Here is a 17,734-nt window from a genome sequence, read left to right as displayed (position 1 = left end):
TGAGGACAGGGCCCCCTTCTTATTCCAATAGATATTAGGAGGTCTTGTATGAAGAGAAAATGGTTATCCGGGGCGCTGGTTGCGAGTCTTCTTGCAACATGTATGCCATTTGGTGGTGTCGAGGCCGCTTCTTTGGAAGCGCTTCCTGCCTTTCCGGGCGCGGAAGGCGGCGGCAAATATGTAACCGGCGGAAGAGCTCAACCTGTGTATGAAGTAACGACGTTGGCTGATTATGGTATCAAGGAAACTCCGATCCCCGGCTCCTTCCGCGATGCGGTAAGCCAAAGTAATCGGACCATTGTTTTTCGAGTGGGGGGAACCATCCATCTGAAGGAATCCCTCAAGATTACCGGCTCAAATCTGACGATTGCCGGGCAAACGGCTCCAGGTGACGGAATTACAATTGCCGACTACACAACCTCTGTTGAAGCTGACAATATTATTATGCGTTATATGCGTTTCCGGTTAGGCGACCGGGTAGCTAGTGAAGATGATGCTTTTGGATCAAGGTACCATAAGGATCTCATTATCGATCATAGCTCATTCAGCTGGTCGGTGGATGAAGTGGTCAGTCTGTATGATAACGAGAATACTACTGTGCAATGGTCGATATCCGCTGAAAGTATGCTGATGACGACACACCAGAAGGGACGTCACGGCTACGGAGGAATCTGGGGTGGCAAAAATGCCAGTTTCCTTCACAATCTGATTGCTCATAGCACCAGCCGCAACCCCCGTTTGCCGACGGTGACCAAATTGGTGGACCTGACGGAAATGTCTAATAACGTTATCTATAACTGGGGATTCGCTTCGACCTATGGTGGGGGAGCAGAAGATTATCGATATAATATCACTAACAATTATTATAAAAATGGTCCAAACACCTACACCAGTGTAAAAAATCAATTGTTTGGGGAAGTGTCACCAGAAACCCGGTTGTTTATAGATGGGAACATCATGGATGGTAATCCGAAGGTTACTGAAGACAACTGGAAGGGTGTGCAAAAGTATTCGGATATCTCTAAGCTTACGGAGCCGGCAAAGATGCCTAACCCCTATGCGGCAGTGTCGGCGGAAGAAGCCTACGCAAATGTAATGGCGGATGCTGGTGCCACTTTGCCAAGGCGTGATGCTTACGATGCGCGGGTCATTAATGATGTGAAGAATCGCACTGGACAGCATATTAATTCACCTATTGAAATAGGCGGTTACCCAGACTATACAGAGACAGCTTCCAATGTAATCGACATGGATCATGACGGTATGGATGACAGCTGGGAGATTGCTAATGGACTAGACCCTACCGATTCTGAGGATGGTAAGAAGACGACGTTATCTGCGGAGGGCTATACGAATCTAGAAGTGTATCTGAATGATCTGATTGTTTTGGGAAAAGCAGGGAATGAGCATACAGACAATCCTGTAACCGCTATCAATTATCCTGTGAATAACCAAATCATAGAGTCAGGCAACAATGTGAAGGTTACAGCCTCTGCCAGTGATAGTGATGGTATTGCTAAGGTGGAATTTATCGTTAATGGTGTGAAGCAAGCCGAAGCTACCACAGCACCTTATAGTTTCGATTGGAACAATGTGCAGGATGGTACCTATTACCTCGTTGTTCAGGCTATAGACAATAAGGGTCTCAAGACACAATCTGATAACGTGGCTATTCATGTCAACACGTCTGGATCCGTTCTTCCTTGGACTTCGGTGGATATTGGCCATCCAGGGATAGCGGGAGTGACTACGCTTCATCCGGATAGCGGGAAGATTACGCTCAAATCGGCTGGACTTATCGGAGCAACATCAGAGAGCGAAACGGCTGTTGATAATTTTCATTTTGCTTATCAAACCCTGACAGGCAATGGTGAAATTATTGCTAGAATCGACTCCGTAACGGGAACTGACGATTATGCCAAAGCAGGTGTCATGATTCGTGATAATCTCAATGAGAACTCTAAAATGACAATGCTGGCAATCCCTTATGTCAAATATGGCAAGAAGGGAGTTATGATTACCCGCTCCACCACAGGAGCCAAGGTGGTAAAAACAGAACCGGACAGCTTCATCAATACACCTTATTGGGTGAAGCTGGTTCGTCTTGGTAATGAAGTGACAGGTCTGGTATCGCCGGATAAAGTAACATGGAGCAAGGTAGGCACGGTGAAGCTTGACCTGAATGATACGGTTTATTTTGGTCTTGCAGCCGATGCCGCTAAGGTAGATAACGAGGTTAATCGTTATAATGCATCTGTCTTCAGTGAGGTGGAGCTGAAACCGCTTAGTGATCAGTTTCCTACTGCGCCCCGTGGTCTTACAGCGACAGCAGGTGAGGAAAAAGTGAAGCTGAATTGGGAGGATGTTGGTTCTGCCAAGTCGTATAGTGTTAAACGTAGTGAGGTTTCAGGCGGTCCATACAAGACGATCAATACTGAAATTAAAGATAGCCTGTATACTGATTCCGGACTCAGCTCCGGAAAAACTTATTACTACGTGGTCAGTGCTGTGAATGAGCTTGGTGAAAGCTTTGATTCCGATGAGGCCAGCGCTACGGCTGAAGGTGAAGCAGGTAATGTGTATTATGTGGATGAAGACTTTGAACAGGTTGCTGTGGGTGTGACACCAGAGTATTATGATGTGACTCCAAATCCACAGACTGAAATTCAAAAGGTTATTGTATCTCCCACACCGTCTGACAGTAAGGGGAATACGTCAGATCAAGTGTTGAATGTGTTCGATGGTGCGAACGGCAGCGTGCAGTTTATCCGCAAATTCGCGCCAATTAAGGGTGCACTCGTTATTGACACTGACTTTATGTTTGCGACAGAATCGGGAACCTCGGTGTTCCTGCAGGCCCAGAGTACAGATGGAAGCAAAACGGCATTCTCCATTGAGAGCAGAAAGCCAACGCTTCCTGAAGCTACAGGTAAATATACGCTAACCATGAGCAGGGGGAGCAGCCAGTATCATCAACTGATGAACTCTTATTCCCTAAAACAATGGTATAACCTGAAGCTAAAGGTGGATGTGAACAACGATAAAGTGGATGTATATATTGATGATCAGCCTGCGGGCTCTTTTCCGTTCACAACTACGAATTTCGCCAGCTATGGCATTGGGCGTATTTTGTCCAAGACTCCAGGCGGCGGCTCAGGAAATTATTACTTAGATAATTTAAAGATCTATGTTGAGCCGATTGAAACACCGCTTGGACTGACTGGACTTCCAGGAAACCAAGCAGCCCAGCTATCCTGGCCTGCTCTTGAAGGGGCAACTTCCTACAATATTAAGAGAAGTCTTAAGAGCGGGGGGCCTTATGAGACTATTGCCAACGCTATTACAGAGACATCATATATTGATACTGAAGTTACCAACGAAACTACCTATTATTATGTTATCTCGGCGATGGCGCCGACTGGTGAATCGGGAAATTCCAATGAAATTAGTATTACCCCATCCGCTTTGGCGGTGAAATTGCCTGCGCCAGAATCGTTCGCGGCTGTAAGCCGGAATACTCAGCTGGATCTCAGCTGGAATGCTGTGGAGAATGCAGCCAGCTACAGCATCAAGAAGTGGAATGAGACTTCAGGCAGCTATGAACTCGTGGCAAAAGAAATCGCCGGCACAACTTACCGCGTCGGAGGTCTGGCCAACGGGCAAACCTACCGTTACGTCGTATCTGCAACAAATGTGGCCGGAGAGGGAAAAGAATCAGCGCCTGTTGAAGCTACTCCGCAATCTCCTTTGGGAACGCCTGTCGTTTCCATTGAAGCTGGTGACAGTGTAATGAAACTCAGCTGGCCAGCGATTGAGGAAGCGAGCCAGTATATTGTCAAACGTGCCTCATCGGCGAAAGGTCCTTATGAAGTGCTCGGGTCTGATTTATCAGGCACAAGCTTTACTGATAGTGGGCTCGTAAACGGAACACCGTATTATTACAAAGTCAAAGCAATAAATGGTACCCGTAGTAGTCTAGATTCAGTTGTTGCCTCAGCGGTTCCATACAAGAATTCCGGCCAGCCGCAGGCTCCACAAGGAGTTAGTGCTGAGCCTTGCAACACTGATATCCATCTGACTTGGAATGTAGCTGATGGAGCTAGCAGCTATCAAATTCTACGCTCGGAGAGCGGTGGCAGCTATGCGGTCGTGGCCGAAGGCATCGAAGCAACCGATTATACCGATAAAGGCTTGATCAACGGAACTGCCTATCAATATGCGGTAATCGCCATCGGTGATAAGGGTGCCAGTCTTCCATCCGAGGTGGTCAAGGGAATTCCAGCTCCTGTCATTATTGTTGCTCAGAATGGGACAGGAGATTATAAAACGATTAATGACGCTATTCAAGCAGCACCTGATAATAGTGCCCTAACCACGATTATTAAAGTGAAGAACGGCACGTATAAGGAGAAGGTGCTTGTACCTTCTAGTAAGATGAATATTAGTATCATCGGTGAGAGCCGGGAAGGTACCGTACTTATTAACGGTGACTCCGCGAAAACCATTGGCTCAGATGGTAAAGAAATGGGCACCAGCGGCAGTTATACACTAAAGGCTGCTGCAACTGATTTCACACTGGAGAACATGACGGTTGAGAACAGTGCTGGGCGGGATGCCGGTCAGGCAGTCGCTTTATATGCTGAAGGAGACCGGGGAGTGTACAGAAATGTTAAGCTTCTAGGATATCAGGATACCCTGTTCGCAGATAAGGGAAGAGCTTATTTCGTTGACAGCCATATTGAAGGTACAGTGGACTTTATCTTCGGTAATTCCGCTGCTGTATTCGAGAATAATGTGATTCAAAGTGCGGGTGCTGGCTATGTTACTGCGCCTTCCACGGCAGCGGGTAAGCCTGGTTATGTGTTCATCAATAATCGACTAACTGCCAGTGAGGACGTTGCTGCTGGAACCGTTGATTTGGGCCGGCCATGGAGAGAATACGGCAGCTCTACCTTCATTAATACGGAGATGGGAGCTCATATTCGTGCTACTGGCTGGCATGAATGGTATGAAGGTCGTTCCAAAACTGCACGGTTCTCTGAGTTTTTAAGTTACGGAGAGGGTGCTAATGCAGCTTCACGTTACAGCTGGTCCAAACAATTAACAGCAGAAGAGGCGGCTGCCTATACGATTGAAGCTGTGCTTGGTGGAAGTGATGGCTGGAATCCACAGCAATCCAAGATTTTAGTGGGACAAGAGCAGATACCTGCGGTACATGTCTCTTCAATTACTTTAGCGGGTAAAGATGGAATTAGCAGCATTGAGTCGAAGGGCAGTGCCTTGCAGCTGCAAGCCTCTGTGCTTCCAGAAAATGCGACGAATCCTAAAGTTATCTGGACGGTAACTGAAGCAGATGGGGTAACCTCAACGGATAAAGCGGTTATTGATGAGAAGGGCTTGCTTACAGCTAGAAAGAACGGTAGCGTACAAGTAACTGCGCGAGCTATAGATGGAAGTGGAGTATCCGGAAGCCTAGAGATTAACATCAGCGGACAAGATGAGATTGCCCGTAATCTGCCCGCTGCAACGCTGAACGGACCGGTAACAGTGGTGGCAGGACAGGATTTCACTTACCGTGTAGGGCTTACAAATGTTACTACCTCCGTCTACAAGGAAGTGTATGCTGTAGACTTTACCATGGCTTATGACGTATCTGGTGTGGAATTCGTATCCGCTCAGACCTTGCCAGACGGATTCAGCATCACTCATATTAATGAGGACAGTCCAGGTCTAATAACAGTTAGTGTAGCTGGAACGGAGGCAGGTAATATCCTGACCGATGATGCGGAATTCTTAGAAATGATCTTCAAAGCGAAGAAGACAACCCGTGAAATCGCCGTGCCGCTTGGATTTATTTCTTTCCGAGGATCCAACACAGATGTTGAATTTGACATCCTGCATGAGGCACAGTCGGTTGTTCATGTCATTCCTATATCCGTCATGGAGATAAAAGTCTCCTCCAAAGATAATGTGAGCGAAATCAAGTCAGGGCAAACCCTGCAAATGGCAGCTGTAGTCCTGCCGGACCATGCATCCGATCCAGCAGTGAGCTGGTCAGTAGTGAATGAGGATGGATCAGCTACTGAGCGAGCAACTATTACGGATACCGGCTTGCTCACTGCAATTGCAGCAGGCACGGTAACCGTGAGAGCGACAGCTAAAGATGGCTCCGGTGTTGTAGGCACGATGTCCATTGAGATTAAGGCAGAATCGCAGGTTTCAGAATCGGGCGGTACTTCATCTTCAACGACAGTCAAACCAGTGAAACAACCGGAACCAACTGTGAACGCAGATGGAGTTACTCTTTCCGTGACAGCGGATGTGAATGGTAAAGCTATTGCAGAGGTATCCTCAGCGATTCTGCAACAAGCAATTGGCTCAATGCAGAATGGAGTATTGAGAATCACAGTGAAGCCATCCTTTGCCAGCTCGGTGGTTGAACTGACCTTGCCAGCTCGTGAGTTGGCTGGAGCGGGAGCAAAAGCAATTCAACTTTTAGAAATAGACATGGGATTGTCTACGTTCCGAATAAATGCTGACCTGCTTCTTGCGATGGCAGGATCTGACGCCGTAAGCGTTAAGCTTGTAGTTGGCAAAGTTGACGCGAAGACACTGTCGCTTCAGACAGATGTCGGGGATATTTATGAGTTTAAGTTCTTTGTTGATGGCAAACAGTTTGACAGCTTTGGGCGTGGACTGAAGGTTGAACGGGATTACAAACCAAAGACAACTTCAGGTGTAGAACAAATAGTAGTCTACCAAATCCGTGAAGACGGGACTGTGGAGGTGGTTAGAAACTCTCAGTTTAATCTGACAACTGGCAAGATCATCTTTAGACCAGACAATTCCAGCAGATTCGCAGTAGGATATGCGGAAAATTCCTTTAAGGATATCGCTGGACTAGGCTGGGCACAAAATAGCATTCAAGCCCTCGCCGCCAGAGACATCCTGAATGGCACCGGAGATCATAATTTCGGGCCACAGCTGAATGTAACTCGGGCACAGTTCCTAAAGATGCTGATGCTTGCATTAGAGCTAGAGGAAGGTAATGCGGCAAGTACATTTAAGGATGTTTCGCTGGATGCTTGGTACTACAGCTCCGTTGCTGCTGCTCAGCAGCTAGGAATTATTCAGGGCAGATCTGATGGAACCTTCGGTGCTAATGAAACAATTAGCCGTGAGGAAATGGCGTTGATGGCTTATCGTGCAGCACAGCTCGCTAAGCTTACGGTCGTGGAAGTGGACCAGCCAGTGAATTTCAATGATGCCGCTGATGTTTCAGCCTACGCTCGTGAGGCTGTACAATTCATGAGCGGAGCAAAGATTATTCAAGGTGTGGGCAAAGATAACTTTGCACCTAAAGCCAATACAACTCGTGCTCAGGCAGCTGTTATTGTCTATCGATTGTTCCAGCTAAATCCTTAAATTTCAAGTTGACACCCTGTGTGATTTATCATATTATGATTGGAGTTGTTATAAGTAAATAAACCAAACTCTATCCAGTGGATGGAGTGGCGGAACTTTGTCAAAGATGTATTCTTTGGTTTCAATCGCCCCTTGTCATTTCGATGACAAGGGGCTTTATTATGTTAATGAGCTTGCTCAAGAGAAAGGGAAGAGGTTTACGATGAATATGAAGTTATTCAAATATGCTTTACTAGTTTTTTTAGGCGCTTGTAGTTATGGCTCACTCTCTACGATCGTCAAACTTGGAATGAACGATGGCTTTAGAATGAAACAATTGGTAGGATCACAATACTTTTTTGGATGGTGTATGCTGCTCTTGCTGGTCTTATTATTTTCTCGAAAGAAATTAGGGCTAAAAACAGGCGGGAAATTATTAGCCGCTGGGATCACCATCAGTTTAACTGGCATTTTTTATGGCTTCGCCGTTGAACAATTACCTGCTTCGATTGCGATTGTACTGTTATTCCAATTTACTTGGATCGGTGTAATTCTGGAGGCGGTTGTAGATCGAAAACTTCCTAGTCGGGAAAAAGTGATTTCGATGGTTATCCTTCTAATTGGTACAGTATTAGCGGGGGGCATCCTTGAGCCGAGTATAGGTGGAATTACGACCACTGGTGTGATTTTTGGCTTAATGTCAGCCGTGTCGTTTGCTTTCTATATTTTTGTGAGTGGAAGAGTAGCTACGCAGGTGCCTGCCGTTAATAAAAGCTTGTATATGACCACTAGTGCAATGGTTATTATTATGACTGTTTTTTCGCCTTCGTTTTTATATGACGGTGCGATTACCGATGGGCTTTGGAAATACGGCCTACCTCTAGGTTTGTTGGGCATCGTAATTCCAGTTCTGTTCTTTTCGATCGGGGTTCCGAAGCTGGGTTCAGGTCTAGGCGCGATTTTAGGGGCAGCGGAGTTACCGGCAGCTGTAGTAGCCTCCGTGTTAGTTCTGCAAGAAGAGGTATCATTACTTCGCTGGATCGGGATTATCGTAGTTCTGATCGGGATCGCAGCTCCACAAATCCTACCGATGGGGACAGGGAAAAAGTCATCCAAACCATCACCGAAGCAATCACTCCGTAAGGTAGAACTTTAATCGGCAAACTGGCATCGATGGTATGATCTGATCCTGAGAGGATTAGATTATCTATCGGTGTTTTTTTTGTGAAAAAAAAGATTGGTGTTAATTTTTCTGGTATCGATAATGGATGTCTATTATATAGTGGTTCTATTCTTAACTAAATGGAGATGACCACTTATGAACACTAAAAACTATGACTATTTTAAAACGCTGCATGATCAAAAAAATCCACTGATCCTGTACAACTGCTGGGATGTAGCCTCGGCTAAAGCAATAGAGCAAGCTGGATCAAAGGCGCTAGCAACCAGCAGCTATTCCATGGCGGAAGCGTGGGGATATTCGGACGGTGAACAGCTTACATTTGAGCTTATGCTTTGGATGATATCAAAGATTGCCGAACGGGTAGCAGTTCCATTGACCGTAGACATCGAAGGTGGATATGCTATAGATGAGGATATTTTAGCGCATAACATGGAGCAGTTATTTCAATTAGATATCTGTGGTATCAATTTTGAAGATCAGATCGTAAATCATCCTAACAATGAACTATGGGAGACCAGCGAACAAAGCCGGAGGATCAAAACCATACAACAAGTAGCCTCCAAACTGCAAAAGCGCGTGTTTATTAACGCTAGAACGGATATCTTTTTCAAGGCTAAGGAACATTCGATGGATCTAGTGAATCAAGCTATAGAACGTACCTATGCTTATGCTGACGCTGGAGCGGATGGGATTTTTATACCGGGGCTCGCTGATCCAAGCTTGATTGAACAATTTGTTGAAAAATCGCCACTGCCTGTGAATATTATGGTTATGGACGGTATGCTTTCAAATCATGAATTACAAAATATTGGCGTGAAACGGATTAGCTATGGACCGCGTAGTTTCTTTCAGGCACAACATAACCTCCAAGAAAATGCCCGGCAAACGCTTGATGCCTCAGGACTTTATTTAGAAATGAGCTAACCACACTATGATAACTAATGAGCAGGATATCGATAAATATTATAAGATGCTGGTCGAGAAAAATTCGAATTATGAGGGCGTATTTTTTGTAGGAGTGAAAACAACGGGCATCATGTGTAGGCCAACTTGTCCGGCTAAAAAGCCATTAAAAGAAAATTGTGAGTTTTTTGCTACAGCCAAGGAAGCCTTATTAGCTTCATATAGACCTTGTAAAAGGTGTCAGCCGCTATCCAATCCAACAAAAATGTCTCCTGAAGTAAAGCGGCTTGTAGAAGCTATTGAGAGCAATCCGGAACGAAAATGGACAGATAAAGATTTTGATGAGCTGTCTATTAGTGCAAACACGGCACGCCGCCAATTTAAGAAACAATTTGGAATGACCTTTATCGAATATGCACGTTCTAGACGTTTAGGACTGGCATTCAAACATATTAGGAATGGGGATTCAATCATTAACGCACAACTGGAAAGCGGGTACGATTCGAGCAATGGGTTTAGGGATGCTTTTTCACGAACGATGGGGACTGTCCCGAATCATTCCAAGCAGATTAAAGTGCTGTACTGTACTTGGATAGAAACGATATTGGGTTCTATGCTGGCCATCTCCGATGAAGAGAGTCTTTTACTGCTGGAATTTGTGGATCGCAAGGGACTTGAAAATGAAATCAAGAGATTACGCACTCGCTTAAATGCAACTATATTACCTGAAAAGGTAGCCGTCCTTCACCAAATTGAGGAGGAATTGAAGCTGTATTTCACCGGTGAACTTACGGAATTTACAACGCCGGTTCGTTATCTGGGCTCAGACTTTCAGCAAAAGGTGTGGAATGAACTCCGGAAAATACCTCTGGGACAGACAGCTTCTTATAAGGAGCTTGCAGAGAAAATCAACAATCCTTCTGCTTGCCGCGCTGTAGCAAGGGCGAATGGCACCAATCAACTCTCAATCTTGGTTCCATGTCATCGAGTGATAAACAGCAATGGTGAATTGGGGGGCTATGGAGGCGGGCTTGCCAGAAAAGAATGGTTAATCAAACATGAGTCTAACCGCTCCTTAAAGGAGAATAATTTCATTTAACTACTTCTCTCTACGGAGAAAGTGATGGGTCCCCTTACCTCAAGGCAGGAGATTCATCACTTTCTGTACTTAAATACTGAACTAACATGTCCACAAATCGGTTAGCAATTTGAATATCCTGAAGTTCGTTGTTGAAATCGTCTTTGGAAATCAGGCTCATTTTCTGCAATAAACCCATCATAGACGTGAAGATGAAATGAGCAGTGGATAAGGGTTCTGTATCAAATTTTAATGATCCATCTTTAACTCCGGCCTCTAGAGCATCCATTAAGAAATGTCGTTCTTTACCCCGCATCACAAAATTTCTGTAATTTTCTTTGAGTTCTTTACTGTAATCATAGGCTTCAAAATGCAAATCGAATAGAAGAATGAATTTGATGTAACCTGGGTGTTGCCGGGCATAATCAATCCAAGCATTAAGCATCGAAGCAAGCATTTGCTTACCATTCATTTCAATTGAAGAAGGTGCGCTTCTAACAAATTGCGTCATGCTCTCCAGAATTTCCATCTGGACCTCAAAAATCAGTTCGTTCATGGACTGGAAATGCTTATAAAAGGTAACCCGGCTTACACCAGCCACGTCGCAGACATCCTTAATATTAACTTTGAGAAAGCTTTGCTTCATAAAAAGATCCTTCGCCGCAGCAATCAATTCTTCCCGGTTTCTGTTTTTTAAATTCTGGTGCCAGTTCTCAGTCATGGGTTACACTCCTTTCTTGTTCTTTTTTTGGTTTTTGTAAGGTGATGAAAAAGGCAGATGCCAGGATAATTGCCCCAAAAATATAGGGGATATCCATGTGTTTGTCAAACATCAATCCCGCTAAAATGGGTCCAAGTATGTTTCCTATGCTGGTATACGTTGTATTTAATCCGGCAGCATATCCTTGCCGATCACCAGCTGAGTTGGCAATCAATGTACTTACTGTGGGTCGTAAAAAAGCATTAAAAGCAAAAAATAAACCGGATACAACTAATAAATAACCTAAATTGATCTTGAATATCATCAACAATAAGGTTATAGCGGTCATCACCAATGATATACGTATAAGCTTTATCTCGCCAAGTCTCTTAATCAGATGATCAAGCAGCCAGATTTGCACAATAATGCCTATAATAGCACCAACCGTAATAATGATTGAGATTTTCGTTGCATCAAAACCGTATTTTTGTTCCACGAAAAGGGCGTACACCGTTTCATAATTCATCAGACCAAATGTCATGATCAGAATGAGCAGAAGATAGCGGAAATAGGACGTCCGGAATGAATTTACGATTTGATTACGAATGGATTCGCGAGGGGCCTGTTTGTTAACAGATTTCCGTTTTTCCTTTGGGAGTGTCTCTGGCATATAAAAACAAAGTATCGTAGCGATAAGCCCAAGTCCACCCGCAAAAAAATAAGGCATGCGTATGCCAAACCCAGCGATAATGCCGCCTAACCCTGGACCAAGTACCATACCCAAATTCATGGAGGCCCCCAAGTACCCCATACCTTTAGCGCGGGTTTCATGGGTGGTGATATCAGCGACGTAGGCCATATTGGAAGGAACCATGATTCCGATACCTATACCCCCAATAAATCTTGCGATATAGAGTAGGGGTAATGTCGTAGAGACAGCAAATATCAGATCTGAAAGAACGGTTAAAAACATTCCGGAAATGATCATTGATTTTCTTCCCCATTTATCCGAAAGCTGTCCCCCTATAGGTGAAAAAATAAACTGTGCTGCTCCAAAAGCTGCAATAAGATATCCGGCAGCAGCTCCTGACGCATTAAACAGCTTCAGATACTCAGGTAGAATGGGAATAACCATACCTTGCCCCAATAAAGCGATAAATAGATTCAACATCAGAATGAAAAGTGGAAATCTAGCAGACTTAGATAAGCTGCTCATATCTTAGCCCTCCAATATGGTTTACACTATGTAATTATTTACTCAATGTAAACCATGATAATGGAATGATGGGCCCTTGTAAAGGTGTATCTGAAATATAGGATACGTCGTTTTTTGTGCGTTTTTTCAAGTAAAAAAAGTACTGTTTTAAACAAAAGAAGGAAAATTTATGAATTCACATCATTATCCAAGTATGATAGCATGATCTATATATTTTGGTGTAAAGCGCGGGCTTATCTTAATAAGATTGGAGCGAACATCATGCTTAAGGTTCTGATCGTGGACGATGAACCCTGGGTTCTTGAGGGGCTAAGGACGATGATCGACTGGGAAAAATTCGGTTATGAAGTTTGTGGTGAAGCTCAAAACGGCACGGATGCGATGAGGCTTATCCAGGAGAATAAACCCGAACTGGTTCTTACGGATATTAATATGCCTGTAATTAACGGACTTGAGCTTATTACAAAGTTGAATGAGGTCATGGAGAAACCTCCTAAATTTGTGATTCTGTCTGGATATGATGACTTCAAGTATGCACGTACGGCATTGCGCCAGCGGGTAAATGAATATTTATTAAAACCCATTGATGATGAAGAAATAGAGGCTTTATTAAGCAGGATCACTCCAATAATCCAAAATGAAATCGCTTCCAATGAGGAGTTTGATAAAAAGCAATTTTTTATCGTAAATAATATCATCAACCGCCTGATCCAAGGGGAGTATAACGAAAATTTAGAGCTTCTAACCCGAAACACCTTGAAGCTTCAAGCGGATGCAGAGTTAATGTGTATTCTTATCGAACCGGCCTCCTCTATGAATCCATTCCAACCGCAGATAAGTGATTATTTTTCCGAGGAACACTTCTGCTTCTTTCAAGACGGATCGGGAAGAGCGGGGATCATTCTTCAGTCTGCTTCTATCGGCAATGAGAGCCTGGAGACTATCGTCAACCAGATGCATTCAGATCTCACTGAACAATCACAGGAGCTGGTCTTTTTAGCACTTAGCAGCAGAATGGTCGGGGTGAGCTCGATTCGAGAGATTTATAGGCAGGCACTTGAGGTATGGAAACGAAAAACGCATCAGCAGAAAAGAGGGGTCTTTTATTATAGTGAGCTTAGGAACCTGAAAAAGGAAGAACCTCATGAGGACCATTTCAGACAGCTGCTGCATAAGGTCCAAACGAATGATACGGAACAGATCCAGCCTTGTGTAAAAGAAGCGTTCACTGCTTTCGTTGAGAATCTGTTGACCCTTGAAGTTGTAAAAGCAAAAGTGGCCCATTTAGAGCTTACGATCTGTAGAATTATAGCTCAAATGAATGGAGACCCGGATACGATTATGATTAAGCTTCAGCAAGAATACGGAAATCTAGGTGAGCTTAGTGATTATTTTATATTAAGCCGTTATGTACAAAGTCTGTGTGAACGGGCTGCCGTCTATCTGTCTGAACTAGAGCAGCAGAATGAACAAAATACGATTTACAAGGTTATTCAGTATGTGGATCGGGAATTTCGGAATAAATTAAAGCTTCAGGATTTGGCACAACAATTTCATATTAATTCTACCTATTTGGGACAACTGTTCAGAAAGCAAACGGGTCAGGGTTTTAGTGAATACCTAAATGCCAAACGGATTGAAGAGGCAAAAAGTCTGCTGAAGCGAACACAGTTAAAGATATCGGATATAGCGGTGCAGGTGGGATTCTCTAACACTGATTATTTTATAGATAAATTTAAGCTGCTTGTAGGGGTAGTACCATCCGTTTATAAAAATGAGAATAAGAACCAACAGCTCTAGGGGAAGCAAGGTGTTTCATATGGAGAGAAAAAAATTCAGATTTAGAAAAGTAGTGAATGATATTCCCTTGAATTATAAATTTTCCCTTATTTATATCATAGGTGTTCTTCTCCCTATCATTATTATTAACCTTGTTTTTTTGGATCGGATTTCCGATCTGATCAAATCGAGAGAGCAGCAGAATCTAGAAATCTCCTTAGAAAGAGCCCGAAAGGATATTCATGACTTCATTGAAGGTGGGGTAGCTGTCAGCTATACGCTTTCTGCTGATAAGAACCTGTATGAATTGCTTGAGCGGACGTATGGGAACTCTATTGAATTCTATGACACTTTTGATGAACAGCTAAGAGGCCGCATGAATAGCTATATGCCGGTGAACAATCAGATTGAACGGATTACTGTATTCACGAACAATGATTCCATTGTTTCTGGCAGCAACTATCAGGTCATCAATGAAAAGGTTATGAATAGTGAATGGTATAAGCAGTCGAAGGCTGCGAATAAACATCTGTTTCTTGCCGCTTATCATATGAGTGACATCTCTAGTGTGATTTCTACAGCGCCTTATTTGAGTGTTATTGAGCGAATGGACGCTTACAGCTCATACAATAAATTTGAAAAGCTGCTTAGAATTGATTTGGATCTCAGTAAAATATATGACGTGATTATCAGAGAAAAAGATTACTTGAGTCTTTATCTGGTTAACGAGCAGGACGAGATTATTATGTCTGCCCAAAGCGGGTATCAAAGAGGCACCACGGAACCTTATCCCGTGTTCAAGCTGCAGGATGATGAGCGCAAGGAGGATGTGCATATTGTACCCGTCGGCGGAGCTAGTTATATAAAAGGCTGGCGGATAATAGGAATTACACAAGGTGAGCGTATTGCCCAAGCGATAATGGAGATTCGGATTTATGCAGGGATTCTGGCGTCTATTGTCACGCTAATCACAACCGCTTTTTTATATGTGATGTTAAGATCCTATAATTATCGGGTGAAACGGTTGTCCAGACATATGCAGAAAGTATCCAATGAGAAATTTGAGCTGATTCGGATTGATGAAGGTCAGGATGAGATCGGGGGCTTGATCCGTAATTTTAACAGGATGACCACTACCATTAATTCCTTGATCAATGATGTATATAAACTGGAGATTCAAAAAAATAATCTGGAGATGGAAAGAGTAAGAGCTGAACTGAATTTCCTGCAAAGCCAGATGAATCCGCATTTTCTGTTTAATACGTTAAATGCCATTTTGGTGGTCTGTACTAAAAATAATTACTCGGATGTTACGGATATCATTAAGAGTTTATCGAAATTACTTAGACGGCTGCTGAGCTGGAAAGAGGATCTCGTTACCTTGGAAGAAGAAATGACTTTCATCGAGATGTATTTGAAAATTGAAAAATTCCGGTTCAGGGATAAATTCGACTATCAATTTGAGATCGATGAGCAGTCGCTTCAATATAAGATTCCCAAGCTAAGCATGCAGCCGCTCGTTGAGAATTCCTGCAAACATGGTCTACAGGCCATAGAGGGACTAGGTGTGATAAAAGTGAAGACGTTAGTGGAGGAGGGACGATTAAAAGTTACCGTCTCTGATAACGGTAAAGGGATAGAGCCAGAGAAGCTGCAAGAATTATTAGGTAATGTTCAAAATGAAGCGTCTTCGGGAACGAATATCGGAATCCGCAACGTGTACCGCCGATTAGAATTGTACTATGAAGATCAGGTCCGTTTTGATATCAGCAGCGTTCCGGATGAAGGGACCATTGTCACTTTTGACATTCCACTAAAACTCCTGGAACGGAAGAATAGCTAGAAAGTGAGGGACCCCCAATGAAATACAAAGTATTATTGATCGATGATGAGCCTAGTGCGCTTGAAGCGATGCAGCTGTGGATTGATTGGCAGGAGCTTGGCTTTGAGGTATGTGGGACCTCCAGCAATGGCAAAGAGGGGCTGGAGCTAATGAAACAGCTAGAGCCAGATCTTGTAATTACGGATGTTAATATGCCGCTAATGAATGGGCTGGAGATGGTCGCAGCTTGGCAACAAGCTGAGATTAAGGAGATCAAATTTGCCATACTAAGTGGTTATAGTGAGTTTGAATATGCCAAGACAGCTATACACTATGGAATTAATCATTATCTGATGAAGCCAGTGTTTCCGGAAGAGGCGGCAGAAGAATTGCTGGAGATATATCAGGAGCTGGAGCAGGAAGCTCAGAAGCGCAGTTTAAATCAAATAGCCTCCGCGGAGGAGGCTGTTTCTCTCCTGAAAGGAATGCTGCATGAGAAAGCTGAGCAGTCGAATCAGGAGGTACTGAACCGACTATCGGAAGGTAAAAGCCATTGGAATATTTGTTTGATACAGATAGAGCCGGTTTTATATACGGAGATCAGAGAGCAAGCCTCAGCCCTCCTAACCGATAAAGATTCGATGTTTCTGATGGATCTGGAAAGTCATTGTTTTGGAATCGTATATGGATACAATTCATTGTCCACTGAGGGAGCTGTGATCGATCAGATTGCAACTCCTTTGCTGAATGAACACCCCAAACAAGCTTTATATATTGCAGCAGGTGCTGGTGTAGGCTCTTTGCTTCAGATCGGGAACAGTTACCGAATGGCGAAAGAAACATTAATGTATTATTTTTATTATTCTGAAAATGTAGAGATCCTGACTTATCAGGAGATTAAGGATAGTCCCTTTAGTTATCATTATGATCAAATTCAACTGATGGATGACTTGATAAGACCGATTAACACCCTGGACTCCGCAGGCTTTAGCCAAGCTGTGAACTCGGCAGCCCGCAGTTTCCGGGAACAGCGCATCGCTCCAGAGGTTGTGAAGAAAATTGTTATTCATATGATGTATAAGATTATTGAGTTTACCTCGGAAGCCAGTGAAGTTCATGAGTCCTCCTTATCTAATCAAATTAGAATCCCCGCGATGTTAGACTCAATGATCACCTTGACGGACTTAATGCGTAATTTGCTATTCTGCGGCGAGGCCAGTATCGATATCCTTCTTAAGGAACAAAACCTAAAATCACAGGGGATTGTTCAGGAGATTAACAATTATATTGAAGAGCATTTTCGCGAATGTCTTACTATTAAGAGACTATCAGAGGTTTTTTTCCTGCACCCGGTATATCTGGGCCAATTATTGATCAAGAAGAACGGTATTAATTTCAATGAACAGCTGCATAACCTCCGAATAAAAGAGGCAGTACATTTACTTCAACAAAATAAATTAAAAAATAGTGAAATCGCTGAAAAAGTGGGCTATGGCAATTATAGTCAGTTCCTCAAGCAATTTGAAAAAAAGCTGCATATGAGCCCTAACGAATTTAAAAACACTAATACCTAAACTTTTTGGGGGTACATCTTTAATTCTGGCGTATTTTCAGAAGATTATCACCTCTATAATTTAACTTGTAAGGGC

The 17,734-nt window shown here is 43.5% G+C and carries 9 protein-coding genes; 7 read left to right on the top strand and 2 right to left on the bottom strand.

What is annotated here, in order from left to right; translation table 11 throughout:
• The first annotated feature begins 48 nt into the window (after positions 1-48).
• The 4 genes from MKY54_RS26435 (at position 49) to MKY54_RS26420 (ending at position 10,589) form a co-directional block, all read left to right on the top strand.
• Positions 49-7,425, top strand: a complete 7,377-nt coding sequence (locus MKY54_RS26435; RefSeq protein ID WP_339188483.1) for a pectinesterase family protein — start codon at positions 49-51, stop codon at positions 7,423-7,425.
• A gap of 208 nt (positions 7,426-7,633) precedes the next feature.
• Positions 7,634-8,560 (top strand): DMT family transporter, encoded by a 927-nt coding sequence (locus MKY54_RS26430; protein ID WP_076130480.1) that lies wholly within the window; start codon positions 7,634-7,636, stop codon positions 8,558-8,560.
• A gap of 162 nt (positions 8,561-8,722) precedes the next feature.
• The gene (locus MKY54_RS26425) at positions 8,723-9,511 is read left to right on the top strand and encodes an isocitrate lyase/phosphoenolpyruvate mutase family protein (protein WP_076130461.1); all 789 of its coding nucleotides are present in this window, start codon (positions 8,723-8,725) and stop codon (positions 9,509-9,511) included.
• A 7-nt stretch (positions 9,512-9,518) separates the two neighbouring features.
• On the top strand, positions 9,519-10,589 hold the full coding sequence (locus MKY54_RS26420; RefSeq protein WP_339169743.1) for a trifunctional transcriptional activator/DNA repair protein Ada/methylated-DNA--[protein]-cysteine S-methyltransferase: 1,071 nt from the start codon (positions 9,519-9,521) through the stop codon (positions 10,587-10,589).
• A 34-nt stretch (positions 10,590-10,623) separates the two neighbouring features.
• Here the strand turns inward: MKY54_RS26420 and MKY54_RS26415 are convergent, their stop codons facing one another.
• Positions 10,624-11,289: a TetR/AcrR family transcriptional regulator gene (locus tag MKY54_RS26415; RefSeq protein ID WP_339188480.1), complete on the bottom strand. Its 666-nt coding sequence runs from the start codon at positions 11,287-11,289 to the stop codon at positions 10,624-10,626.
• The gene (locus MKY54_RS26410) at positions 11,282-12,484 is read right to left on the bottom strand and encodes an MFS transporter (RefSeq protein ID WP_076194118.1); all 1,203 of its coding nucleotides are present in this window, start codon (positions 12,482-12,484) and stop codon (positions 11,282-11,284) included. Before MKY54_RS26410 ends, MKY54_RS26415 begins: the two co-directional genes overlap by 8 nt.
• Positions 12,485-12,685: 201 nt before the next feature.
• On the opposite strand from MKY54_RS26410, the gene MKY54_RS26405 reads away from it, so the two are divergent.
• The 3 genes from MKY54_RS26405 to MKY54_RS26395 are packed head-to-tail and all read left to right on the top strand — an operon-like array spanning position 12,686 to position 17,659.
• A complete protein-coding gene (locus MKY54_RS26405; RefSeq protein ID WP_339188479.1) occupies positions 12,686-14,284 on the top strand; it encodes a response regulator in 1,599 nt (532 codons plus the stop codon).
• A gap of 19 nt (positions 14,285-14,303) precedes the next feature.
• Complete coding sequence (locus tag MKY54_RS26400; RefSeq protein ID WP_076184836.1) at positions 14,304-16,106, top strand: sensor histidine kinase; 1,803 nt, start codon at positions 14,304-14,306, stop codon at positions 16,104-16,106.
• A 17-nt stretch (positions 16,107-16,123) separates the two neighbouring features.
• The gene (locus tag MKY54_RS26395) at positions 16,124-17,659 is read left to right on the top strand and encodes a response regulator (RefSeq protein WP_076302395.1); all 1,536 of its coding nucleotides are present in this window, start codon (positions 16,124-16,126) and stop codon (positions 17,657-17,659) included.
• Positions 17,660-17,734: the final 75 nt, after the last annotated feature.

Origin of the sequence: Paenibacillus sp. FSL P2-0121 (genome assembly GCF_037975345.1) — a bacterium.
Taxonomy (GTDB): domain Bacteria; phylum Bacillota; class Bacilli; order Paenibacillales; family Paenibacillaceae; genus Paenibacillus_AQ; species Paenibacillus_AQ odorifer.
This window is presented reverse-complemented; position numbering and strand designations above follow the sequence as displayed.

Coding starts and splice junctions, on each gene's coding strand:
- MKY54_RS26410 (WP_076194118.1), bottom strand. CDS start 12,484: ATGAGCAGCTTATCTAAGTCTGCTAGATTTCCACTTTTCATTCTGATG.
- MKY54_RS26425 (WP_076130461.1), top strand. CDS start 8,723: ATGAACACTAAAAACTATGACTATTTTAAAACGCTGCATGATCAAAAA.
- MKY54_RS26435 (WP_339188483.1), top strand. CDS start 49: ATGAAGAGAAAATGGTTATCCGGGGCGCTGGTTGCGAGTCTTCTTGCA.
- MKY54_RS26415 (WP_339188480.1), bottom strand. CDS start 11,289: ATGACTGAGAACTGGCACCAGAATTTAAAAAACAGAAACCGGGAAGAA.
- MKY54_RS26395 (WP_076302395.1), top strand. CDS start 16,124: ATGAAATACAAAGTATTATTGATCGATGATGAGCCTAGTGCGCTTGAA.
- MKY54_RS26400 (WP_076184836.1), top strand. CDS start 14,304: ATGGAGAGAAAAAAATTCAGATTTAGAAAAGTAGTGAATGATATTCCC.
- MKY54_RS26420 (WP_339169743.1), top strand. CDS start 9,519: ATGATAACTAATGAGCAGGATATCGATAAATATTATAAGATGCTGGTC.
- MKY54_RS26430 (WP_076130480.1), top strand. CDS start 7,634: ATGAAGTTATTCAAATATGCTTTACTAGTTTTTTTAGGCGCTTGTAGT.
- MKY54_RS26405 (WP_339188479.1), top strand. CDS start 12,686: ATGATCTATATATTTTGGTGTAAAGCGCGGGCTTATCTTAATAAGATT.